Annotated in this window: 20 protein-coding genes; 4 read left to right on the top strand and 16 right to left on the bottom strand. The window is 32.3% G+C overall.

Features of this window, described 5'->3' with window-relative positions:
• Nucleotides 1-39 precede the first annotated feature (39 nt).
• The 5 genes from C7958_RS08995 to C7958_RS08975 form a co-directional block, all read right to left on the bottom strand.
• Nucleotides 40-852 (bottom strand): carbohydrate ABC transporter permease, encoded by an 813-nt coding sequence (locus tag C7958_RS08995; protein WP_111572348.1) that lies wholly within the window; start codon nt 850-852, stop codon nt 40-42.
• Complete coding sequence (locus C7958_RS08990) at nt 849-1763, bottom strand: carbohydrate ABC transporter permease (protein WP_111572347.1); 915 nt, start codon at nt 1761-1763, stop codon at nt 849-851. The genes C7958_RS08995 and C7958_RS08990 overlap by 4 nt, the downstream gene beginning before the upstream one ends.
• 63 nt (nt 1764-1826) lie before the next feature.
• Nucleotides 1827-3098, bottom strand: coding sequence for an ABC transporter substrate-binding protein (locus tag C7958_RS08985; RefSeq protein ID WP_111572346.1), 1272 nt, complete (start codon nt 3096-3098; stop codon nt 1827-1829).
• A 194-nt stretch (nt 3099-3292) separates the two neighbouring features.
• Complete coding sequence (locus C7958_RS08980) at nt 3293-4294, bottom strand: LacI family DNA-binding transcriptional regulator (RefSeq protein ID WP_111572345.1); 1002 nt, start codon at nt 4292-4294, stop codon at nt 3293-3295.
• Nucleotides 4295-4683: 389 nt separating this feature from the next.
• A complete protein-coding gene (locus C7958_RS08975) occupies nt 4684-8022 on the bottom strand; it encodes a DUF5107 domain-containing protein (protein ID WP_111572344.1) in 3339 nt (1112 codons plus the stop codon).
• A 123-nt stretch (nt 8023-8145) separates the two neighbouring features.
• Between C7958_RS08975 and C7958_RS08970 the strand changes: the two genes are divergently transcribed.
• Nucleotides 8146-9048, top strand: coding sequence for a helix-turn-helix domain-containing protein (locus C7958_RS08970; protein ID WP_166668500.1), 903 nt, complete (start codon nt 8146-8148; stop codon nt 9046-9048).
• Nucleotides 9049-9087: 39 nt separating this feature from the next.
• Here C7958_RS08970 and C7958_RS08965 read toward each other — a convergent pair whose 3' ends face one another.
• From C7958_RS08965 to C7958_RS08925, 9 genes are all read right to left on the bottom strand, one after another.
• Nucleotides 9088-10041 (bottom strand): DUF5107 domain-containing protein, encoded by a 954-nt coding sequence (locus tag C7958_RS08965; protein WP_111572342.1) that lies wholly within the window; start codon nt 10039-10041, stop codon nt 9088-9090.
• Nucleotides 10042-10062: 21 nt separating this feature from the next.
• Nucleotides 10063-11013 carry an L-arabinose ABC transporter permease AraH gene (araH, locus tag C7958_RS08960; RefSeq protein ID WP_111572341.1) on the bottom strand — a complete coding sequence of 317 codons (951 nt, stop codon included), beginning with the start codon at nt 11011-11013 and terminating at the stop codon, nt 10063-10065.
• A gap of 24 nt (nt 11014-11037) precedes the next feature.
• Nucleotides 11038-12528: an L-arabinose ABC transporter ATP-binding protein AraG gene (gene araG / locus C7958_RS08955; RefSeq protein WP_111572340.1), complete on the bottom strand. Its 1491-nt coding sequence runs from the start codon at nt 12526-12528 to the stop codon at nt 11038-11040.
• Between the two features lie 67 nt (nt 12529-12595).
• A complete protein-coding gene (locus C7958_RS08950) occupies nt 12596-13561 on the bottom strand; it encodes an arabinose ABC transporter substrate-binding protein (protein WP_208320746.1) in 966 nt (321 codons plus the stop codon).
• A gap of 277 nt (nt 13562-13838) precedes the next feature.
• Nucleotides 13839-14423, bottom strand: a complete 585-nt coding sequence (locus tag C7958_RS08945) for an ANTAR domain-containing response regulator (RefSeq protein WP_111572339.1) — start codon at nt 14421-14423, stop codon at nt 13839-13841.
• A 19-nt stretch (nt 14424-14442) separates the two neighbouring features.
• A complete protein-coding gene (locus C7958_RS08940; RefSeq protein ID WP_111572338.1) occupies nt 14443-16287 on the bottom strand; it encodes an ATP-binding cassette domain-containing protein in 1845 nt (614 codons plus the stop codon).
• Nucleotides 16288-16324: 37 nt separating this feature from the next.
• Nucleotides 16325-17485, bottom strand: a complete 1161-nt coding sequence (locus C7958_RS08935; protein WP_111572337.1) for a galactokinase — start codon at nt 17483-17485, stop codon at nt 16325-16327.
• Nucleotides 17486-17591: 106 nt separating this feature from the next.
• Complete coding sequence (galE, locus tag C7958_RS08930; protein ID WP_111572336.1) at nt 17592-18578, bottom strand: UDP-glucose 4-epimerase GalE; 987 nt, start codon at nt 18576-18578, stop codon at nt 17592-17594.
• Between the two features lie 83 nt (nt 18579-18661).
• Nucleotides 18662-19810, bottom strand: coding sequence for an ROK family transcriptional regulator (locus C7958_RS08925; RefSeq protein WP_111572335.1), 1149 nt, complete (start codon nt 19808-19810; stop codon nt 18662-18664).
• Nucleotides 19811-19997: 187 nt separating this feature from the next.
• Between C7958_RS08925 and C7958_RS08920 the strand changes: the two genes are divergently transcribed.
• Nucleotides 19998-20717, top strand: coding sequence for a putative metalloprotease CJM1_0395 family protein (locus C7958_RS08920; protein ID WP_111572334.1), 720 nt, complete (start codon nt 19998-20000; stop codon nt 20715-20717).
• Nucleotides 20718-20774: 57 nt separating this feature from the next.
• Here C7958_RS08920 and C7958_RS08915 read toward each other — a convergent pair whose 3' ends face one another.
• Together C7958_RS08915 and melA are read right to left on the bottom strand one after the other, a co-directional pair.
• The gene (locus C7958_RS08915; RefSeq protein ID WP_111572333.1) at nt 20775-21947 is read right to left on the bottom strand and encodes an MFS transporter; all 1173 of its coding nucleotides are present in this window, start codon (nt 21945-21947) and stop codon (nt 20775-20777) included.
• Nucleotides 21948-21973: 26 nt separating this feature from the next.
• A complete protein-coding gene (melA, locus tag C7958_RS08910; RefSeq protein WP_111572332.1) occupies nt 21974-23269 on the bottom strand; it encodes an alpha-glucosidase/alpha-galactosidase in 1296 nt (431 codons plus the stop codon).
• A gap of 136 nt (nt 23270-23405) precedes the next feature.
• On the opposite strand from melA, the gene C7958_RS08905 reads away from it, so the two are divergent.
• Both C7958_RS08905 and C7958_RS08900 read left to right on the top strand, forming a co-directional pair.
• Entirely contained in the window at nt 23406-24233 is an 828-nt protein-coding gene (locus tag C7958_RS08905; protein ID WP_111572331.1) for an AraC family transcriptional regulator, read from the top strand.
• A 103-nt stretch (nt 24234-24336) separates the two neighbouring features.
• Nucleotides 24337-25212, top strand: coding sequence for a DegV family protein (locus C7958_RS08900; protein ID WP_111572330.1), 876 nt, complete (start codon nt 24337-24339; stop codon nt 25210-25212).
• The last annotated feature ends 4 nt before the right edge of the window (nt 25213-25216 follow it).

Here is a 25216-nt window from a genome sequence, read left to right as displayed (position 1 = left end):
ATGATTTGTGTAAATATTATAGTATAAATTAGTTTATCATTATTTTGCTGATCCAGTAACCCCTTCGGCAAAGTTTTTCTGCAGAGCCAAAAATAAAACTAGAGTTGGTAAAATACTAATTCCAACCGCCAGCATTAAAACACCATAATCTGTTGTATAACCAGCCGTTAAATTTGAAATTAAAAGCGGCATTGTCTTGGCACTGTCTTTCTGCATAATTATTAAAGGCCATAAATAATTATTCCAGGCATTCATAAAAGTAATTACTGCTGCAGCTGCATAGGTAGAACGCATTATGGGAATAAACATTCTAAAGAAAATTCCAATTTCAGTCAATCCATCCAGCCTTGAAGCTTCAATAACTTCATGGGGAAAATTGCGGCTGCTCTGTCTGAAGAGGAAAATCAAAAAGGCTGTAGAAACAGTAGGCAGCGCAAAACCTGCAGTTGTATTTAAAAGACCTAAATTACCAAAAAACATATATAGTGGAACCATAATCACCGCAAAAGGTACCATCAGCGATAGTAGTAAAATTTTCATTAGCATGTCTTTGCCCCGGTCATGATAAATTTCAAAACCATAACCAGCTAAAGATGAAACCAACAAACTGGCCAGGGTAGTTACTGCTGCATATTTAAATGAGTTCCACATTGCTCGATAAAAATTTGTATTTGAGGTTAAAACATTAAAGTTTTCTTTTAAATTAAATCCAGGAATTAAAGTACCTCCAAGCACATCAACACTTGTATTGGTCGCGGCAACAAACATCCAGAATAATGGAAACAAAGAGCAAAAAGAGATTAGAATTAAAAAACCATACTTGCTGGCTCTAAATAATTTTTGCTTATTCATCTTTCATCACCAACTTTCATCTGGAAAAAGGATAAAATAGCTACTATGATAAATACTACAAATGCAACTGCTGCTGCATAACCAAATCGGGGTACATACTCAAATGATAATCGATAAATATACTGGGACACCGAAAGAGTTGAATTAGCCGGTCCACCATTGGTTAAATTCTTAGTTTCATCAAAAATCTGTAAGGTACCATTAGTAGACATAATTGTTGTCAGCAGAATAATTGGTTTTAGCATCGGGATTGTAATTTTAGTCAAACGATCAAAAGCACTGGCCCCATCAATTTTTGCAGCTTCGTAAATTGCAGGATCAATATTCTGTAAACCTGCCAGATAAAATATCATATTATAACCGGTCCAGCGCCAGGTCAGCCCAATCACAATTAATAATCTTGCAGTCCAGGGACCACCAAGCCAGTTTATAGGTTCAGCCATCAGATTCAGATTCATTAAAACTGTATTAACAAAACCATCCAGTGCAAACATAGAACGAAAAATAATTGCATATGAGACAAGTGAGGTTGCACAGGGAACAAAAATTGCTGTTCTGAAAAAAGATCTGAATTTTAAAGTTTTATCATTTAAGATTCCTGCTAAAATCAAAGCCAGAGTTAGCATGATTGGAACCTGTAAAATTAAATAAACAAATACATTAAATAGTGATTTTTTAAAAAGAGTATCTGCAAATAATCTCTGATAATTGGCAGCTCCTGCAAATCTTAAGTTATTACCAACTCCTCCCTGCATAGAAAGCAGAAAAGCTCTAATAATTGGATAAAAATAAAATGAAAAAATCAGCAAAGCTCCTGGGATGACAAAAAACCAGCCAATCATTTTATGTTTTCTATTTACTGAATATCCGCGTTTAAAAGCTTTAAGTTTTTCGATAGTTGAATTAAACATACTGACCTCCTTTAATTACCTGAGGGGAAGGAAAACCTCCCCCTCAGATATTCTAATTAATTTTTACCACATCTGAAATTCTAGAGTAGACTGTGCTTCATCAAGAGCACTCTGAATATCCTGTCCGGACATTATTTGAGTAATTGCAGTGCTGATAGTATCTCTTGCTTCATAATTGTAAATTCCGTAGTCTACTTCTGGTACATTAGCAGCATAATCAATTATTTCTGTATAAATCTTCTGGTCGCCAAAGAATGGATGCGGCATATTATATACTTCACTGTCACCTGCAGGTAAATAGGTAGCTATAGCTCCAGAGGAAGGAAGTATTATCTCATATAATTCTTTGCTGCCGCCAAAAGTCTTATCTAAGAAATCTGCAGCAACTTCTGGCTTTTCAGAGTTAGCCATTACCATCCAGCTAGAACCACCCTGATTACTGTAATTAGATGATCCTTCAATATTTGCAAGTCTTGGAAGATTAGTAATTCTCCAGTCGCCAGCCTGTTCTTCTACAGGAACAATAGAACCGATAATCCAGGCTCCATTCATAGTTCCAGCAACTGTACCACTCTGAAAAGTACTAATATACTGATTCCAGTCATTAATTTGAACTAGAATTTCTTTTTCTAATAGTTCCTGATAAACTCGAATGATTTCTTTTAAAGGCTCATTATCAGCGATATTTGGCTCACCATTCTGATCAAAGAACCAGTTGCCTGTACTCTGCATCATAATCATCAGTAAGTCAGATTGTCCTGCGATAGCGGAAAGTAATGGTTTTCCAGTTTTCTCTTTAACATCGGCACCTTTTTCGATAAACTCTTCCCAGCTGATATCTGTAAAATCTTCAATAGTATAACCTGCTTCTTCTAAAACATCAACTCTCATCGCATTAATTGCTGCTCCGTTATCAAAAGGTACTGCATAATTTTTGCCATCTACTTTAGTTAATTCAACTTTAAAGTTAGCAAAGTTATCAAATTCTATACCACTATCTGATAAATCATAGAAAGCATTGGGAAAACTATTTACATTCTTTGCCAGAGCAGTATCCTGCATTAAAATAATATCAGGTAAATTGTCTGTCTGATTTGCACTTAAAGAAGTACTTAGCTGAGTTTGAAGATCTTCCCAGGCTACTTCTTTAATGTCGATATTTACATCGGGATTAAGATCCCCATAAATAGCTGCTGCCTCTTCCATTGCATAAATATTAAAGTTAGGATCCCAGCACCAGACTGTGATTGTTGTCTCTTCCTGGGCAAAAGTCATTGTAGTAAATCCAGCCACCATTAAAACCATAAAAAATAATACAGTTAATTTTTTATTCATTTTTCTCCTCCTAATAATTTTGATTGATCATAAAGCTTTAAGTAAATTTAACCCTTCTTTAAAGATCCCCCCTTTTGCTTTTATTGTACAGATTTTGGAAAGAGATTTATCTTTAAATCGATTTAAAGTATGAATATTAAATATATTTAAATCGATTTAAATTATAGTTAAAATATATTTTCTATTTAAATAAATCACAGGAGTTTTTGAGTTGTTTCTCGTTCAATTAAAGAAACATCGAACTGAATATGCTCTGTTTTTGACTTATTTTCATTTTTTATTTTTTTAAGTAATAACTGAATGGCTTTTCTGGCCATTTTTATATTAGGAATATCAACAGTAGTTAAAGCTGGATTATAAAAATGAGATAAGCGAATATTATCAATACCACAAATTGATAGTTCCCCGGGAACACTGATTCCCGAGCTGACCAGGGACTGAATCAACCCGATAGCAACTTCATCATTATGAGATAAAATAGCTGTTGGTCTATCCTTTTGCGAGGCAATTTTTTTCCCTAATTTATACCCGTCTTCAAATGAAAGTATGTTTTTAAATAAATATTTATTATCGTAATTAATATTATATTTTTTTAACACTTCTATATAACCGGTCATTCTAAATTCCTTTTCCTTACCAGCAAAAGCTATTTTTTTGTGACCTAAATTGACCAGATGTTCTGCTGCAATAGAAGCTGCTTTTTCTAGATCAGAATTGACAGAATCAATTTTACTGCCAGCATCTAAAAGACGATCAATAAAAACTACCGGAATAAAATTATCAGCAAGTTCTTTAATTAAATCTAGATTTGAGTCGGAATCACCAACTGAAGAAGCAAAAATAGCACCATCTACCTGCATACCTCTAAAAAGAGTAATATAATCTAATTCGTCTTCTTTGCTTTCCACACCACAGTAAATAATATTGTAACCATTTTTTTTTGCAACAGTTTTTACCTCTTTGGCAATCTCGGAGAAAAATGGATTATCTATCTCTGGAATGACAAGCCCAATTATCTTTGTCTCTTTAGTTTTTAAAGCCTTTGCTCTGGCATCCGGGATATAGTTCATTTCCTTGGCTATCTGTTTTACCCGTTCTTTAGTCTTATCATTTACAAGTTCATTATCATTTAAAGCTAAAGAAGCAGTCGCTGGTGAGACATTTGCTTTTTCTGCAACATCTTTTAATCTAATCATAACAAAACCTCTTTCATAAATTAATATTTAAATCGATTTAAATTATCATAATAATATAATAACATAATTTATTTAATTAATCAATTATTTTTAAAATTCAATCTTTTATCTATCAAATTAATCACTCCCTCTTTAAATTAGCAAGAATAAAAAGCCACAAAATTAATTAAAATGATTTGGAGCTCGGACGCTCAGATACTCTCAATAGAGTACCAAGATCACTTTAATCAATGTTTTATGGCACTTTAATTGTAAAATAATGAGTAAAGTAATGACTGAAGTAAAAGATGTGTTTTAAATCAAGAACTTAAGGAAGTTATTTTAGAAGTCAGAGAAAATCATCCCGACCAATCGAAAAAAAACTCCACATTTTTGTGGAGTTTTTAATTTTAGTTTAATAAATATTTTCTTTTTATTCCCTGATGGTAGGGAGCTCTTTTTTTAATGTAGTTAAATAAAGCTTCAGCTTCTTTGTTTTTGCCTTTAGCTATTAATGATAAGCCCATTAAATATTTGCAGTGAATTTTATTTTTTTCTTCTAAATCGGCATCAAAAACAAGAAAATCAGGTAATGAAACTGCAAAATAATCAATTTCTACTTCATCAAAGAAATGTTTTTCTCCATAATCATATAGTGCATTAAACTTAGACTTAGCCTCTTTTTTTTCTCCAAGTTCTCTTAATGCAACTCCCTGATAAAATATCATATGAGCAGGCTGATCATTATAATAAAGAGTATCTGACATATCTTCAGAACCTGCCGCTGCTTTTTTGAAATATTTCTCTGCTTTATCATTCTGACCAAGTTCTCTATAGACAGCAGCTGTATAATAATCAAGATCATTTTCTTTTGCTATTGGAAGTTTTCCTTCACCTAAATTCTTGGGGTAAGTTCTGGCAGCATTAATTAAATCAAGTGCTTTTTGATATTCACCAGATTCTATTTTTTCTTTAGCAAGTTCTAAGTTAGCAAACTTATATTGAGAAGTAACCTTACCCTCTCCCCCTTCCCAGGGATGAAAATTACGTTCAGACAATAGCTTTAATGCATCTTCATGATGACCAAGATTATTTTCTAAGGTGATATATTCTGTATAGAGATCATCTCTTTCTTTAACAATCTCAAATTTATCATCCAAAAATTCTTTTCTTTTTTGATTTGAATATCCTAATTTTTTATATAGTTGATCTAGTTCAAATAAAACTCTGCTGTCTTTTGGATTAAGCTTATAGGATCTTTCTAAAAGTTTTTTGCTTTTTCCCTTATTTGATAATTTATTGTAATAAGCCAGCGCGAGATTTCGCTGTACTGTGGGAAATGAACTATCGATTTCAGTAGATTTTTCCCATAGTTTAACTGCTTTTTGATACTGCTTTTTATCATATAATAAGTTCCCGAGATAATAAGGTGCTTTTGAATCTTGAGGATCTTTATTTATAGCTGACTGCAGCACATTTATTGAAGTTAATTTATTTGGAAAACAATAGTCAGAATTTGCTGCAGCTGCTTTTCTGAAATATTTTTTAGCCTTAGTTTCATTTTTCATTTTTAAATAATAATAAGCTAAATAATAATAAATCATCGGATATATTGCAAACTCATCATCTTGATTATTTGATAAATAAATTTCTAAAACGTCTACTGCTTCTTGATATAAAAAGGCATTACCATAATCAACAGCTAATTCTAAAAAGTTATGCTGATCATTTCTTAAAACTTCAACCATTTTTTGTTTTAATTCTGCTGCCGTTTTACTTTGACCAATATTTTCTTTGATAAAATATAGTTCACTTCTAGCAGCAAAATCTAATTTATCAATTTTTAGAGTTTCTTCTACCAGATTTTCAGCTTTTTTGAACTTCTTCATTTTTCTTAAAATAGCTGTTTTTAAATTTCTGGATTTAGAGCTGTGATAATTTTTTATTATAGCTTTTTCGATATATTCTAAAGCATCTACAATTTCACCTTTTCTATAAGCTAAAGCTGCAAGTTCATAATAACCTCGATCGTGAAATTCACCAGACCAAATTGCTTTATGAAAAGCTGAAAAAGCCTGATCATATTGTTCTTGGTATTTTAGAGATAAACCTAAATTATAATATGCTTCAATATCATAGGGGTTCTGATTTTTTTCTGTTAACCTCTCAATAGCTCTTCTAAAATATTTTTCACTTTCAGGAAAATTCCCTCTCCTCATTAATAATCTTCCATAAGCATTATTAATTCTAATATCACCGGGATCTCTTTTTAATCCTTCTAGATAATATGGATCCGGATCATAGGTAGCATGTCTGTACTGCTCTAAATGAAGAGCTGTTAAATATAGTTCTTCATTTGTTTGTACTGCTTCAGGTTTTTCGGCAGCCTCTGCTGGATCAGGTGTCTTTAATAAACTCTCTGCAGCAGGTGAGTATGATAATAACAGAGAGCCAGAGCTATCTAATACTTTTAAAGTATAATTTGATTCATTCAATTTTTTATCTATCTTTAACTTCTGGCTGTAGATATCTAGTGGATCTATATCAACTGCTTCATTTAATATGATTTGATTAGCTTCTTTTAAAATAACTTTCACATCATTGTATTTAGAAGTTGCATAGATAGAAATCTCTGCTTTATCATTTTTAAATTCTAAATTAATCAAGAAATCTTTACTTGCATTTTTGACCTGGCCCAAACCTTTATAAGGTAAGAAATACTGTTTAAATGTCTTTTCTTCGTGAGGCTGAATCCAGGTAAAATCAGGCTGATTATCTGTATAAACACCTGTCATAAGCTCAATGTATTCACCACTACTGTAATCACTTAAATTCTGATACCACCTCTGGCCAAAATCTCCGGTTCCCCAGGTCCACTGTTTTTTACCGGGGGATATATGATGATTTGCTACATGCAATATTCCAGCCTCTTCCGAGTAATCATAACCTCCGACAAAATTATAGTCAGAATGGTAGGCCATGTAAGAAGTAGGCACAGGAATGTTTTTATATTTTGAAATATCTACCCCAGCAGAATAATCTACTTTATAATATTCTCCTGTTGCAATTGGAAATTTTGAAACATCTCTTTTACCATGGTCAAAAACTGCCTTAACATCAGGCGGAAAAATTGATTTGTAATCTTCATTTACAGCAACAGCTGGGTTTGCCCACCAGAGAAATGTCTGTGGAAGTTCAGTTTTGTTATAAAGTTGGCCAATTATTTCCAAGTAGGCCTTATCAGGGTAGAGCTTAAAACCCGCCATTCCTTTTGTTCCATACATCCTATCAATTTCACTGACCCAGACAACTGCACTACCATCCTCATTGGTTTCATATGAATATTCTGCAGGACTATAAGTTGAAGGTCGGTGATGCTGGGGCCAGTTGAACTCAATCCCTCCTGCAATCCAGGGCCCTGTAAGCCCAACCAAAGCTGGTTTAATCACAGGATTATAGTATACAAAATCGTAACCATTTGTTTTATCATAAGCCCTTTGGATTCTGCCACCTAATTCAGGTAGAATTTCTATTTTTAAATAATCATTTTCTAAATAAATCATCTTATATTCTTTCATGATTTTATTATCATAAATTTTTTCAGTAACTGGAAGAGGATAAACTTTACCTGAACTCCCCTGATAAACCCTTTTATCTAGAAACATTGGATTTTTATCAGCATTTCCTACAGGATATGTTTCAATTTCTACAATTTCCTCCCACACTTTAACACTAAATTTTTTAGACAATTTGATCATCTCCTCTGATTAATTATTATATTCTAATTTTATCTAAATTTAACTACTGGGACAATGGACTTAACTCTTAAAAAGATGCACTATATTCGTATTTTGTTTGAAATATTAAGAAAAATGAAATATAATATATTTATGATGAATAAAAGAAAACAGGAAGGCTTTAAAAATGAAATAATTACTGTGATTCCGAAAAAGATAATCGAGAATTTATCTACCAATCCACTGATTAAAAATCTTTATATTACAGACATTGGCTTTTTTCCCAATGCAAAATATCATTATCGAAAAAGAGAGGAGGGCAGCAAAACTCATATACTTATTTACTGTAAAGCTGGAAAGGGCTTTATTAAAACTGAAAAAAGACAGCAAAATATTAATAAAGGGGATATTTTATTTATTCCAGCTAATTTGCCCCACAACTATGGGTCTTTAGCTGATAACAGCTGGGATATTTACTGGCTTCATTTTGCTGGTGAAAATGCAGCCTGCTATTTTGAAGATAAACCAGAGGAGATTATTATAACTTCACCAGACCTTGATAAGTTTCCACTTATTTTAAAATTATTTAATATTTTACTTGGGACTTTTAATAGAGGTTTTACCCAAAAAAACTTAATTTATGCATCGCAAACCTTAGGACATCTGCTTGCTGTTATTTATTTTTCTGATAATGCTAAAATAAGAGTTGATCAGCAGAGTGCTTATGTTGAGAAAACTATTGATTATATGCAGCAGAACCTTGAAAAAAATTTAAGCCTGCAGGAACTTGCTGATCTGAATAATTTATCTAAAAGTCAATTAACCAATGTTTTTAATGAAAAAACTGCTTATTCACCAATAGATTTTTTTATCCATTTAAAAATAAAAAAAGCCTGTCAGCTGCTTGATCTCACGCAGCTAACAGTTAAAGAAATATCGCAAAAATTAAATTATAATGATCAATATTATTTTTCTAGAATTTTTAAAAAAATCATGGGTTTAGCTCCAAGCAAATATAGAAAAGTTGAGAAAGGTTAATTTGTTATCTATAAAATAAATTTTTATGATGAAAGTAATTTACATTTTAGAGCTTGAATTAATTATTAATTCAAGCTCTAAAGAAAATTCATAAATATCTCCTGCTTTAATTATATTAATTTTATTATTTTTTATAGCTTTATTTACTGAATCATAATAGCCGTCTGCAGGTTCAAAGGCACAATTATAATCCCCTTTAAATCCTCCCTCTGTCAGCCAGAAGCCAAGGTAAGGTAGTTTTTCTCTGTCAAAATTAATCTTAAATTCTATATTTTTTTCAGGATAAAACACTGAACAGCTGCCAGCATTCATTTCACCAAAAACATAATATTTTTCACAGTTTTTTTCTTTTTTATTATTAACCCTGTCTAAACGATAAGAATTATTAGATTTATCTTTTGTAACTGGAAACTGATGAACTTCACCTTTTTCGCCCAAATATTTGCTGTCCATTACATTTTCAATTTTTTCTACTCCTTCTGGAAATTGAAGTTCCATATTCTGACTATATTTTATTAAACAGTGCATTGCCCAGATTGCTGGCAGCTCTTTTTGAGATTCATTTTTAATTTTATAATCTATTTTTAATTTATTATTTTCTAAATAGATCTCTTTTTGATAATTATAATCTAAATAACTACTGTAATAATTTAAAACCACTTTTCCTGCAGCTATTTTATAATCAAATTTAGCAGACCAAATTTCTCCATGATCAGGATATATAATTTCTCTGTCATTATAATTTAGCCTGGAAGCATCTATATTGGGGAAACAGTCATCAAAACCGGAACAATCATAAGCTGCAAAGTCAGCTCCAAATTCTGCTTTTTGGTATTTATCTGCTTTATTTTGGAAAAGAAATTCAAAGTCTTTTTTCTTACTAAAAATAGAAGCTATTTTTGATCCTATTTTTGGAAGAATTATAATTGAAAAATATTCATTTTCAACTTTAACTGCAGCTGTATTTTTAAATTTAAATTCTTTAAATTCCATCTGATAACTCCTTTAAATAGACTACTTACTGCGCTGTTTAAGGATATCTAAGTAAATCGCAATTAATAAAACTGACCCTCTAACAACATACTGATAAAAGGTTGCTACATTAAGTAAATTCAATGCATTAGAAATCATTCCCATAATTAAAACACCAACAACTACTCCACTCATTGTTGCTATACCACCATTTAAAGAAACACCACCAAGAACACAGGCAGAAATTACATCAAGCTCCAGTCCTTGAGCTGCATTTGGCTGACCACTTGTCATTCTTGAAGCTAATATTACACCGGCAAAACCTGCCATAAATCCCTGAGCAGTAAAGATAATAATTTTTGTTAGATCAACATTTATACCAGCAAGTTCAGCAGCTTTGGTATTTCCACCGATAGCTAAAGTGTTTTTCCCAAAAACTGTATTATTTAATAAAATACCGAACAAAGCAAAAAAGATTACCATGATTACAATTGGTGTCGGGATACCAAAAACCATACTGTTTCCAAGAGTGAAAAATCCAGCCTGAGAAATACCGACTGCTCTACCATTAGAAAATATAAAAGCCATTCCTCTAAAAATCATCTGAGTTGCCAGTGTTGTAATTAAAGCATTTAATCCTAATTTAGCAATTGAAAATCCATTAATCAGACCAACTAAACCACCAGCTAAAACTCCAACTAAAATCCCAAGCCCTACACTTCCGGTATTATTGATTATCACTGCTGCAGTAATACCTGAAAAAGCTACTGTTGAACTTACAGATAGATCAAAATCTCCACTTGCTAAGGCAAACATCATTGTATTAGCAATTAAACCAATTGTTACAACTGAAAGAGCAAGCCCAACCATATTACGCCAGGTGAAAAAATATGGAACAAAAATTGAGAGTAAAACAAACATAATTAAAAATATCAAAATTATGCTGTAATTAGTATATAAATATTTTATTTTACTTTTTGTAGTATCTGTCATGATATAATATCCTCCTATCCATAATTAAGAAACTGGTAATGCCATTGATAATATTTTTTCTTCTGTAAATTCTTCTCGATCTAATATTCCAATTATTTCTCCAGATCTCATAACAACCAGTCTATCGGAAACTCCCATTACCTCTGGTAAATCACTGGAAATAAATATAATCCCCTTACCTTTTGAAGCTAAATTATACATTATTTTATAAATTTCATATTTTGCCCCAACATCAATTCCCCGAGTCGGCTCATCCATTAAAAATACATCAATATCTTCACTTAACCATCTAGATAAAATTACCTTTTGCTGATTACCACCAGACAGATTTTCTGTCAGCTGTTCTCTAGAGGGGGTTTTTATGTCTAAATCATTGATGAACTTATCTGCTGTTTCTTTCTCAGCTTTTTTGTCTAAAAGGAAATTATATTTTAAATGATGTCTGCGGCTGCTAACATTTATATTTTCACTAACTGATCTAATTCCAATTATCCCCTCATCTTTTCGATCTTCAGGTAGTAAGCAAATTTTATTTCTTATAGATTCTTTGGGACTGTTTAAGGAAACTTCCTGACCCCTAACTTCTATCTTTCCGGCTTCTATATTTTCTAAACCATAGATCAGTTTAAAGAGTTCAGTTCTACCTGCTCCTACTAAGCCAAAGATACCAACAACTTCTCCCTCCTGGACAGTTAAATTAATATTTCTTTTAACTCCTTTACCCCTAATATTTTCAACTCTAAATATTTCTTTCCCTTTATCTCTTTCTTCATAGCCATAAATATCATTTAATTCTCTTCCAACCATTTTCTTAACAATTAAATCGTGATTAACCTCTTCCATTTTTCTAAATGTCTCTATATGTTTTCCGTCTCTAAAAACAGTACAAGTATCACAAATTTCAAATATTTCTTCCATTCTATGTGATACATATATTATTGCTTTTCCGTCATTTCTAAGCTTTTCTATTATTTCAAATAGATGTTTTATTTCTCTATCAGATAGAGAACTTGTTGGTTCATCAAAAGCAATAATTTTTGCATCCTGCATTAAAGCTTTACCTATCTCTATCATCTGTTTTTGAGCGATAGATAGTTTTTTTACCTTAACTTTAGGATCAAAATCTTCCATCAGCATTTTAATCTGGGCCTCAGCTTTTTTTCTTAATTCTTTGTGGTCGACAAAACCTTTCTTATTTGGATAATTGCCGATCATTAAATTTTCTGCAACTGTCATATCAGGCACCAAATTTAATTCCTGATAAATGACTGCAACCCCAGCATCTAAGGCATCTTTTGTATTAGAAAAATTCATATTTTGATTATCAATCAATATTTCTCCCTGGTTAGGAACTAAAGCCCCACTTAGTGTATGTAGAAGGGTTGATTTACCAGCTCCATTTTCTCCAACCAGGCCATGAATACTACCACTTTTAACTCCAAAAGAAATTTGATCAAGTGCTTTTACCCCGGGAAAGGTTTTAGTAATATTTTTGAATTCTAAATAATAACTCATAGATTTATCTCCTCTCTAAATAATCTAGAGTAATAGAGGGGAAAAATCCCCTCTATTGTAAATCAATTTATTCTAGCTCTTTATAATTTTCTCTTGTCATAATTTGACCTGCTGTCCAGGTAACTTTTGGAGGTTCTTCTCCATTTTTTATCCAGTTATACATTAACTCTGCAGTTTCATAGCCATGTCTTTTTGCACTAAGTTTAACTGAAGCATAAAATCCAGTGTCTTCTTCTTTCTGAAATTCGTTAATCACAAAACTAGAACCATTAATTCCAATACCAATAACATTGTCTGCACCAAAGCCCTGACCTTCAAGTGCTCTAACTGCTCCAATTACAGAAGAATCATTACCTCCAGCAACTATCCATTTTTCGAATTCTGGATGTTTTGTTAAAGCAAAGTTAGCTGCATTAAATGATCCTTCAGTATCTAAAGTCTGCATTGGACTTTCAAAAACCTGATCTTCAGGAAATCCATTTTCTAATAAAACATCTGTTGCACCCTGTGTTCTTTCAGTTATTGTTGGAAGCTGATCAAAAGTCATTACTAAATAACCAACCTCTTCATGATTCCAGCCTCTTTGATCTATTTGCTCGACTAAAGTTTCTCCTACTAATTGTCCTATATTATAAGCTGAAATTCCCATATGTGGAACTTCTTCCATTACTTCACCATCTGAACCAACAAATCTATCATCAACAGACATAACTTTTAAACCATTCATATCTGCTTTGGCTTTGATTGCTGGACCTAATTTAACATCAGGTGTACAAATAATAAATCCCTGAGCACCCTGAGAAGCTAAATTATCAATGGCGGATAAAACTTTCTCCCCATCTGTACCACCAATTCTAACTAGTTCAAAACCATAGTCATCTGCAGCTTGTTCAGCAAAGTTCCATTCGTCTTGGAACCAAGATTCTTCTGGCTGTTTTACCAAAAATCCAATTTTTACATCCTGAGCTGCTGTAACAGCAACCATACTCAAAACCATAAACAGAGTTAACATTAAAATAATTGTTTTTTTCAAATTTCTCTCCTCCTTAAATTTTTTGGAAATTGAAATGGAATTACAGTTCTAATTTCACCTCCTTCTTGAAATTTTGCTTGAAAAAGACATAAAACCCCCTCTAAACAGCATAACTGTTTAAAGGGGGCCTTCATGACCACAATTTATTCTGCCAACCATCAGCAGAATAATATTTTAATTTTTTTAAGTATATCATCAACTTTTGCAAAAGTCAAATATTTTGCTATTTTCATAATATTGTTTTTTTGTGCTGGAATATTAAACAAAAATTTCAATATTATTTAAACTTTTGATCAGCTTCAATTATCTCTTTAGCTATTACTATCATTTTTTTATTAGTATCATTGCTCTTTTTTTGTAAAAATTTCATTGCTTTACTTTCTTTGATACTTTTCCGATCCATAACTATTCCTTTTGCCTTTTCGATAATTTTGCGGGCTTCTAAGGCTTTTTGGCTGCTGTCTAATTCTGATAAGACTTTTTGGAACTCTTCAAATCTGGCCCAGGCAATATTGATTGCTGGTTTAATATCATTAACGTCAACTGGTTTGATTAAATAAGCAAATGCCCCAGCTCTAGAAGCTCTATTAATTAATTTTTCATCATTATAGCCGGTTACTATTATTGCTGGCACAAACTTTTCTTTATTTATTTTTTCAATTGCCGCTATACCATCCATCTTAGGCATATTAATATCTATAATTATTAAATCTACTTCTTTTTCTAAAGCTAGTTTAACAGCTTCTACACCATCATAGGCCTGAGCTATGACCTGATGGCCAAGACTTTCAATATTTGATTTAATACCCATTAAAATAATTGATTCATCTTCTGCTAATATAATATTTAATGATTTCTTCATTAAAATTAATTCACCTCTCTTATTCAGGTATAGTAATTTCTACAATAGTACCAGGTCCTTTTATATTTCTTTTTAAACTTATCTCCCCTTTAAACTGCTGTTTTATAATCGAATATACTATTGAAAGGCCAAGGCTGTCCTGTTCTTCTATCTTAAAGTCTTTTTCTATTCCCTTACCATTATCTTTAACAATTAATTTTATTTCATTATTCTTTTTATAGGATGAAATTTCTATAATTCCAGTGTCTTTATTTTGAAAAGCATGTTCAATACAGTTACTTAATATTTCATTAAAAACTAAAGCAATTGCCGAGGCTTTTGCATATGAAATAAAAATATCATCAATTTTAACTTTAAACTCTATCTTGCTGCTGTTTAAGAATTTAATAATTACATCAAATATATCATGCAGATTAATGATACTCCTGCCTAAACTATCTTTTGATAATAAATCATGAACTGCAGCTATACTTTTAATTCTACAGATAATATTAGTTAAAATTTCATCTGTATTTTTAGGGTTTTTATTAATAAAATCTTTCTGTAAGCTGATTAAGCTTATAATATACTGCAGGTTGTTTTTAATTCTGTGATGACTCTCCTGAAGAAGTGTTGATCTCCCCATTAATCTTGTGTCCTCAATGGCAATAGCTGCCTGCTTAGCTAAAGTATTAAGATAGATACTTTCTTTTTTGGAATAATTATATGATTTCTTATAACTAAATGACAGCTGAATTACTCCACTAACCTGAGATCTAATCAATACGGGAATAATAATCACTGACTTGACATCTCTACTTTTTTTAACAAAAATATCATTAAACTCAGAATCATCAATAGTTGAAAAAAATATTTTTTCATCTTTGGTAATTGCAAATAATTTTTCTTTTTTTATTTCACTTTCCAAACCGCTTTCTTTTTCATATTTAAAAGTATCAATAAAAGTTTTAGTATTCTCATCTATTAACTTAATTATACAGTTATCTGCTTTTGTAAAATCACTACTGTATTCAGCAAGTAGTTTAAGCACATCTTTCAACTCATAATTTGAAGTTAAAAATTCTGTAGCTTTAAAAACAGTATTTAATATTTTCTGAGTCTCATCTTCTAAAAATGAATTATCTTTTTCATTATCATAATTTCCTAGCATCAAATTCAAAATTTTATTCTGATTTAAATTAGCCTCTGATTTAGAAATAGTTCCTATTATTGAACCCATATAGATTACTGATATTCTATCTGCAATTTTCAAAGCATCTTTCCATTGTTTAGTTATATATATAATGGAGCCTCCGGTAGATTTATATTCATAAATTTTATCATAGAATTTTTTGATCGACTCAACACTTAAACCATCTGTAGGTTCGTGCATTATAACTACTTTAGGTTTATTATAAAGAATTTTTGCTAGAGAAAGCTGTTTTTTTTCATCTTTAGAAAGATTTGAAACAGTTTTTTTGAGTTTTAAATCTAAATCCATAAAACTTATAATTTTTTCAGCTTTCCTTCTAGCTTTTATTTTATTAATAAATGGTAAAATTTTTAATTTAGGATAATTATTTAAACAAATATTATCTTCTATAGTTAATTGTTCAACTAATGAAGAACTATTAAAAAGAAAATCAATTCCATTATCTCTTAAAAAAGATATTTTGTTTTCTAACATTTTGCTGTTTAAATAAAGAGTCCCTTTTACATCTATTAATCCTGCTAATGCTTTTGTTAAATTTTTTTTGCCAGAACCTTCAAGTCCAATAACTGCATGCACTTCTCCTCTTTTTAATTCTAAGTTAAAATTATTTAGTTTAGAATTTTTTTGCTTAGGAGTATTAAGATTTATGATTTCAAAAAATGATTCTGACATAATATCACCTCAAATTGATTGAACTAAATAGATTTATCTAAATTTTTCTAGCACCTGCAGCTGGATTACTGATATAAACTTCAGCATCTATATCGGTTTCTTTTTTGTATTTTTCTTTAATTATTTTAATAAACTGTTCTGTACGGTCTTTTTTGACTAAATTAACCGTACAGCCTCCAAAACCAGCTCCGGTCATTCTGGCTCCTTCAACACCGGCTTCTGCTGCCAAGCTAACTAAAATATCTAGTTCTTCACAGCTAACCTCATAGTCTTCACTTAAGCTTTTATGAGAAGCATACATTAAATCACCAAATTTCTTAAGCTCATCAGCTTCTAAGGCTTTTTGACTTTCTATCACCCTTGCATTTTCGCTGACTACATGGTGAGCTCTTTTGTAAACATTTTCTGCCAGTTCATCTTTATATTTTTCTACTGTTTCCAGATCAAGATCTCTTAAAGCAGTAATTTCACTGGCTTCTTTTTCTGCAAAGAATTCTACAGCCTGCTCACATTCACTCCGACGCTCATTATATTTAGAATCTACAAGTCCTCTTTCCACTCTGGAATTACAGATCACAATTTGATAATTTTCATCTTTAAATGGTACCAACTGGTAATCGTTTGTTCGACAGTCAATTAACAAAGCGTGGCCTTTTTGACCCAGGCGGGAAATATACTGGTCCATAATTCCACACTGAACTCCAACAAAATTATTTTCTGCTCTCTGAGCAAGCAGAGCCATTTCTATTCCATCTATTTTTATTTTATGCAGATCAACAACTGTCATAGCAGTAACTACCTCCAGAGCAGCTGAAGAACTTAATCCCGAACCCTGAGGAATATTACCGGTAAACATTAAATTGAATCCCTGCAGACTTGATCCCAATTTTTGAATTTCATCAATAACTCCCATTATATAATTTGCCCAGATATTTTCCTCATCATATTCTAAGCTGTCCAGGTTATATTCCACCATCTGATCATAATCCAGGGAATAAAACTTAACTTTTCTATCTGGCCGCAGCTGGGCCAACATTGTAATCTCTTTTTCAATCGCCATTGGCATTACAAAACCATCATTATAATCTGTATGTTCACCGATTAAATTAACCCGCCCTGGAGCTTTATAAATTCCACTTTCTAAATCAAAATCTCTAAAAGTTCTTCCAAAGTTATCCCACAACTCCTGTTTATTCATAATTACACCTCTTTTAAAATATTAATTTAACTAATAAAAATTAATTTTGCTTTTAGGTTAGGTAATCATTACTTTTCTTAAAGCCTACGTATTAGACGTTCACCGCTTAATAAATTACCTCAAAGCCACCTGATTTATGCCACTGCCAGGCTGTGGATATTATCTTTTCTAGTTCAGTATATTGAGGCTGCCAGTCCAACTCTTTTTGAATTTTATCAGAACTTGCAATTAATACTGCAGGATCTCCTGCTCTTCTCTCGGAGACCTCAATCTCAAAATCACGGCCTGTAACTTCTTTAACTGTATCGATAACTTCCTTAACAGAATAACCTTCTCCATTACCAAGATTATAGATTGAACTCTCTTTACCATCAGCCAGAGCTTCTACTGCCAGCACATGAGCTGCTGCCAGATCAGTAACATGAATATAATCTCTAATACAGCTGCCATCACGAGTTGGATAATCATCACCAAAAATATAAATCTTATCTCTGATACCTAAAGCTGTCTGCAAAACAATCGGGATTAAATGTGTTTCCGGATCATGCGCCTCTCCGATCTCTCCCTCTGGATCTGCACCAGCTGCATTAAAATAGCGTAAAGAAACATATTTTATGTTATGAATTTCATCATAGCGTTTCAATGCTTTTTCAAAAAACAGCTTACTTTCTCCATAGGTGCTTGTCGGCTCAGTCTGATTATCTTCTTTGATGGGAATCTGATCTGGTTCTCCATAAACAGCTGCAGTTGAAGAAAAAACAATGTTTTGAACTCCGTTCTTAACCATGGCCTCTAACAGGTTAATCCCATTGGCAAAATTGTTTCGATAATATTTACCCGGGTTCTCCATTGATTCTCCAACCAGGCTGTCTGCAGCCAGATGGATTACACCTTCAATCTGATTTTCTTCCATCACCTGATTTAAAAGCTCTTTATCTGCCAGGTCTCCCTTAACAAATTTACCTCCTTTTACAGCTTTTTTGTGCCCTTTTTGTAAATTATCAAGGGTAACAACCTGATGTCCTTCTTTAAGCAGTGCTTTGAGAACATGACTGCCGATATAACCTGCTCCTCCTGTTACTAAAATATTCATCTTTTCTCCTCCTCGTATAATATACTTAGTGATATTGAATATTTATCACTAATTTAATTAAAATTTAATTGTTTTTATTAAATTTAGATTTTAAGCTCAAAAAAATTATTCAAAACTTTTTCTGCTGCCCCAGCAGCACCAGCAAACTCCTGGTAATAGGCTGTACTTATTTTTAAATCTTTAACCGCCTGGGCCAGTGATTCTTCCTTAACTATTTGATAAAGAGGTTTAATTAGCGTTTCTTCATATTCAGCAAATAAACCACCAATTATAACTGCTTCTGGATTTAAAATATTTACCAGATCAGAAATAGCACGACCAAAATATTTCAAGGCATCATTGATTACAATTAGAGCTTCATTCTCTTCTTTTTGGAAATTTATCATTATCTGATCAAAATTTATCTCACTTTTTAAATCTTTAAGTTTGTGATAGCGTTCAATAATACTTTCCTTAGAAGAAAGTGCCTCCAGACATCCTTTTTTACCACAGTGGCAGATTGGTCCATCATCAGTGATTTTCATATGTCCAAATTCTCCAGCTGCATAATTATTTCCATAGTGAAGCTCAGCTTTAAAAACTAAAGCTGCACCAATACCAGATCCGGTATTGATAAAGATAAAATCCTCTCTATCCTGCCAGATTTCTCCGGCAGCCATCATCCGGACATCATTATCAATAAAAATTGGATAATCATATTTTTCAGCCAGAATACTTTTGATATCAACTTCCCCCCAGTCAAAATGAGGTGTAAAAATTGATTTTCCCGCTTCCGGATCAACCAGTCCATGAATTCCAAGACCAATACCAATTATTTTATTACTGTCTTTGAGCTGATCTTTATATTTTTTGATCAAAGAAAAAGTATGATTTTTATATTCAGCCAGTGTATATTTTTCAGTATTAATTTGATCTTCTTCAATTATTTCTGCTTCAAAATCTAACAAAACAGCCCTAATTGCTTCAATCCCCCATTCAATACCAATTACATAAGCTCCCTCAGAGTTTAATTTAAGCAGCATTGGTCTCCTGCCACCTCTGGACATACCCATCTTAGACTCTCTGACTAGTTTCAGTTTAATCAATTCTCTGACTATATTGGTAACCGTTGCTCGAGAGACTTCGAGTTGATCTGCTATCTGAGCTCGAGAAATACCCTTTTCATTTTTAATTAAAGTAAGTATATTTTTTTGATTTTGTTTTTTCATATTTTTAAAACTGCCTTTTTCCATCTTCTCACTCCCGTTTCTTTGTTAATTTATTAAATTAACAAAGTTAATTATAACACTATTTTTTTATTTAGTAAAGCAGCTGCCCAATGTTTTCACTGAAATAAATTTTGAAATTTTTTTAATATTATTTGCTTGAAAATTATAAATATAGTATAATAAGAAAAAAGATAATAAAGAGGTGAGCAAAATGTTGGCTCTGTCATCATTAAACAGCCAGCCGGTTCCAGGTTGGGCAATTAAATCAAATATTAATAACAGCAATTCTCAGTCAAAAGATATTGACTTAGGATTAAATACTTCTGAAGACAAAAGTAATCAAAATAATAGTTTTAATAATGCTGTAGATAACTCCTCTAGCTCTGCTGAAGGACAAAACAAAAATTATGAAAACAAGAATGAAACTCAAACTGAAAATGAATTTAGTAAAGCTGAACAGCGAGAAATAGAAAAATTAAAACGCCGAGATCGGGAAGTTAGAGCTCATGAGATGGCTCATCAATCTGCAGGTGGACAGTATGCTGGCTCAGCCTCATATAGTTATACTACTGGTCCGGATAATAGACGTTATGCAGTTGGAGGTTCAGTTGATATTGAAACCTCACCGGCAAAAACACCTGAAGAGACCGTTAAAAAAGCAGATCAGATTAAACGTGCTGCAACAGCTCCAGCACAACCCTCCGGGGCTGACTTACAGATTGCTGCAAAGGCTACCAGAATGAAAATGGAAGCTCAGTCAGAATTAAATCAAAATGAAATCAGTGGTGAAAATGAAGAAACTGAAAGTTCTCAGGAAATAAATAAAAATGAAGATTCTATTTTTGAAAATAAATATTTAATCAACAAAAGAGAAAGTTCTTATCAAAACTCCAGCAGAGAAATATCTTCTAATCAGGGTTTTGCAGCTTAATAAAATTTAATAGAAATTAAAAACACTGCTGAACTAAAATAAGCAGTGTTTTTTTATTTAACTTTTATACTCTGCTGTCTCATGTTGAGTTATTTTTTTCAAATAGTATGTAATTGTCATTGCTATAGTTAAGATTATAACTAAAAAGATAAAACCTGCCTCAATAGCAATAAAATCATTAATGAAACCAACTACCCAGTTAGAAAGAACTGTTAGTCCAACCATGCCTGCAGTCTGGGCAAAACCAACCACTTTTATACCACTGCCGCCAAAACTATCTAGAATAGCAGCCTGAAGTGTGGGGACCTGACCGGCTAAAAATAAACCTGAAAGCGGTATTAGAATAGTAAAGCTATAACCACCAATTAAAGCAAAAGAAATTAAGAGAGCGGCAGTGCCTCCAGTATAGATTAAATAATTATAATAGCCAATTTTTTCAACAATAAAACTGGCCAAAAATCTACCTAAAGTGAAGGTTATAAAAAAGAGAGAAAGATAAAAACTTACCATCAAATCTGTCCTCTCCTCTACATCTTTTAAAAATGGGGCCAGCCAGGTAACCAGAGAAAATTCTACTCCTACCTGAAAAAATACAATTAATGAAAATAAAATTACTTTTTTCTCCTTAATCAAATCTGATGTTGCTCTCATAACCGTTTCTCCACCAGATTCTATTTCTGGCAGTGAAGCTGAATTAAATTCAAAAAAGATAATTAATAGTAAAATTATTGAAAACAAAAACGAATAATTCCAGCTAAAACCTAATTTTAAAACTAAAGTTACAAAATAAGGGGCGATCATCCCACCTGCCCCATAAAAAAGATGGAGTAAGTTGATCATTTTACCCCTTTTTTTACTGTAAGAAATTGAAGTGAGATTAATAGCAGAAATACTTAAAATTGTAACACCTGCTCCAACTAAAAATAGTGAGAATATTAATGCATAATAATTAGCTGATAAAAAAACAAATATTAAGGCCAATATATTATGAATTATCCCATAAAAAATGATTTTTAAAAGTCCAAACTTTTCAATTAATTTACCACTGATAAAATATACTATCATTGATCCAATTGAGATAAAGGAAAGCAAAAAACCTAGCCTGCTGTAGTTCAGGCCAAAGTCATCCATAATATAGGGTCCCACCTGGCCTCGAATATTATTAACAACTCCTATCATAAACATTATTGTAAATGAAAGTATTATTATTTTTTTTTTATTATTACTCATTCTTTAAACCTCACCCCAGCTAATTTTTATTTATATTCGGGCAGCCAATCACCATGAGCCTCTATTAAATCATCACATAAATTAATCGTATCGTCAATAGATAATTCAGAAGCAGTATGGGGATCAAGTAGTGCAGCCTGATAAATATATTCTTTCTTTTTTTCTAAGGCTGCTTTGATTGTCATTAGATGAACATTTATATTTGTTCTATTTAGTGCAGCCAGCTGTTCTGGCAGTTCTCCTACATAGCAGGGGGATATTCCACTGCGGTCAACCAGACAGGGAACTTCAACAACTGCTTTCCGGGGTAAGTTTTCAATCAAACCTGTATTCAAAACATTTCCCCCAATTTTATATGGATTGCCAGTTTCTATCGCTTCCATAATATAAGAGGCATATTCGTGAGTCCGCTCATGTTCTAATTCTTCATTTTTAACCAGCTCATCCCGCATCTCTTCCCAATCTGCAATCTGTTTTTCACAGCGCCGCGGATATTCATCAAGCGGGATATTAAACTTTTCTATTAGCTCTGGATACTTAGATTTAATAAAATAAGGATGATATTCTGCATTATGTTCACTTGATTCAGTTATGTAATAACCAAAGCGCTTCATCAATTCATAACGAACCATGTCATCATGTGGAATTTCCCTATTTAATGCTTTCTTTTTAATCTCAGGATAAAGATCTTTCCCCTCCCGGGTTATTTCCAGCAGCCAGGACATATGATTAATCCCTGCAATTTTATACTGCAGATTCTCAGTACTCATCCCAAGCGGCTCCAGCAGCTGTTCATGACAGATCTGAACACTGTGACATAAGCCGACTGTTTTAACATTAGTTGCTCTGAGCATGGCTCCAGTTAAAATCGACATTGGATTAGTGTAATTTAAAAACCAGGCATCTGGAGCAACTTCTTCAATATCACGAGCAAAATCCAGCATAACCGGTATAGTCCTTAAAGCTCTAAATATTCCACCAATACCCAGTGTATCACCTATTGTCTGGCTCAGTCCATATTTTTTTGGAATTTCAAAGTCAATAACTGTTGAAGGTTCATACCCACCTACCTGAATTGCATTGATTACATAATCTGCATCTTCAAGAGCAGCCCGGCGGTCTGTATAAGCATTTATTTCAGCATAATCCCCATGATTGCTGTTGATATTTTTAAGCATCATTTTAGAATCTTTTAAACGCTGCTGATCAATATCATATAAAGCAAATTCGGACTCCCTTAAAGCCGAAGTTAAAATACAGTCCCCCAGAACATTTTTTGCAAAAACAGTACTCCCTGCTCCCATAAAAGTAATTTTAGTCATTATTGTCTCTCCTTCTAAATTTAGTTTGTAATTTTATTATATCCATAGTACTATGTTTATATAAATGGTTTTATGTCAAAAATACATGTCCTAATGTTAGTTTTTAATTTTAAATATTTTTTTCAGGGAGGATATTATGGCTAAAGAACAGGATTTGGATATTGATCGGCTTCATTTAACTGATATGGAAATCCATATCTGTGGTTCACAGCAGTGTGGTAAAAGTCACAGTTACGGACCAGCAGTTAGAGATTATTTTCTAATTCACTATATTCATCGAGGTAAAGGTATCTTTAAAGTTGATGATAATAAATTTGAGTTAAATAGAGGTCAGGGATTTGTAATCTGGCCCCATCTTCTCTCTTACTATCAGGCTGACCAGAATAATCCCTGGCAGTATTCCTGGATCGGTTTTACTGGCTTAAAGGCCGAAGATTATCTAAAAGAAGCTGGAATCAGCAGAGAAAAACCATATTTTAGAGCTCAGAATCCTGAAAAAATGTCAAATATATTTTTGGAGATGAGTCAGACAGGTAATTTAAAAAAATCTAAAGAAATTAAATTACTGGGTCTGCTGTACTTCTTTTTTGCTGAAATAATTGAAGATAATAAACAGCGGGTAAATAGAAATGAAAATTTAAAGGGGGAATATCTCAAAAAAGCTGTTAATTATATTGACCGCAATTATTCCAGGCCTGATTTAAAAATATCAGATATTGCCAGCTATTTGAATTTGAATCGCTCTTATCTCTGGCAGTTATTTGATGAACTCCTCAATGTCTCACCCCAGCAGTATTTAATTGAATTTAGGATGGAAAAGGCTGCGCTGCTATTAAAAAATTATAATCTAAAGGTCCGATCTGCTGCTTTGAGTGTCGGCTATGAAGATCCCTTTAGTTTCTCCAAAATTTTTAAAAAAATAATGGGTAAATCCCCCAGTCTGTATAAAAATGGACAAATCTAATTTTAGATGCTAAAATTAATTAAAAGAATAATTTTGTAATTTAGTCAGAAATGTATTTGTCACCACTGCAATTTAATTTTTAATTAAGGAAAGGAGCAGAAAAATGAGTATTGGTATTATAACTGACAGTACCTGTGATTTAAATCAGGAAGTACTAGAAAAATATGAGATTGAGGTTATACCTCTCTCAGTCCATTTTGGAGAAGAAGAGTTTCAGGATGGGGTTGATATCAATCCAGAAACTTTCTTTAAAAAACTTGATCAGAATAAAGAATTACCACATACCTCAAGACCTGCCCCAGCTCTTTTTATGAAAAAATATAAAAAAATGCTGCAAAAACATGATCAGCTGCTTTCTATTCATGTCTCTGCTGCCTTAAGTGGTACTTTTGAATCAGCAAAATTAGCAGCTCGCGAGGTAGCAGCTGAAAAAATCACCGTTCTTGATTCCTCCACTATTTCTCTGGGTCTGGGAATGTTGGTTACTCTCGCCGCTAAATTAATTGAAAAAGATAAAAAAATGGATGAGGTAATAAAAACTATTAAGAAAGCAAAAGATAACTTGTATTTATATTTTACTGTTAAAGACCTAACTTTTATGGAAAAGGGCGGCCGCATCGGCAAAGCCAGTTCATTCTTAGGTTCTATTTTTAGTATTAACCCTGTAATTTCAATTAGTACTGAAACCGGAAAAGTTAAACCAATTGCGAAAGTTAGAGGTCAACATAGAGCTCAGGATAAAATTATTGAAGAAATTGAAGAAAAAATAGGCGATGACAAAAATATCTGGTTTGGATTTGCTCATGGAGACCGAGAATCTGATCTTATAGACACAAAAGATAAATTAATAGAAATGATCAAACAAGACAACAATTTGAATCTTAAAACTTTTAACAGCCGCATTAGTGCTACTCTGGGATGTCATGTTGGTCCTACAGTTTATGCTGTAATTGTTTTAAGTGGAGATTTTTTAGTTTAATAAA

Source organism: Halanaerobium saccharolyticum (assembly GCF_003259895.1).
In the GTDB taxonomy this organism is placed as follows: domain Bacteria; phylum Bacillota; class Halanaerobiia; order Halanaerobiales; family Halanaerobiaceae; genus Halanaerobium; species Halanaerobium saccharolyticum_A.
The sequence above is the reverse complement of the archived record's forward strand: the minus strand, read 5'-3'. Positions and strand labels throughout refer to the sequence as shown.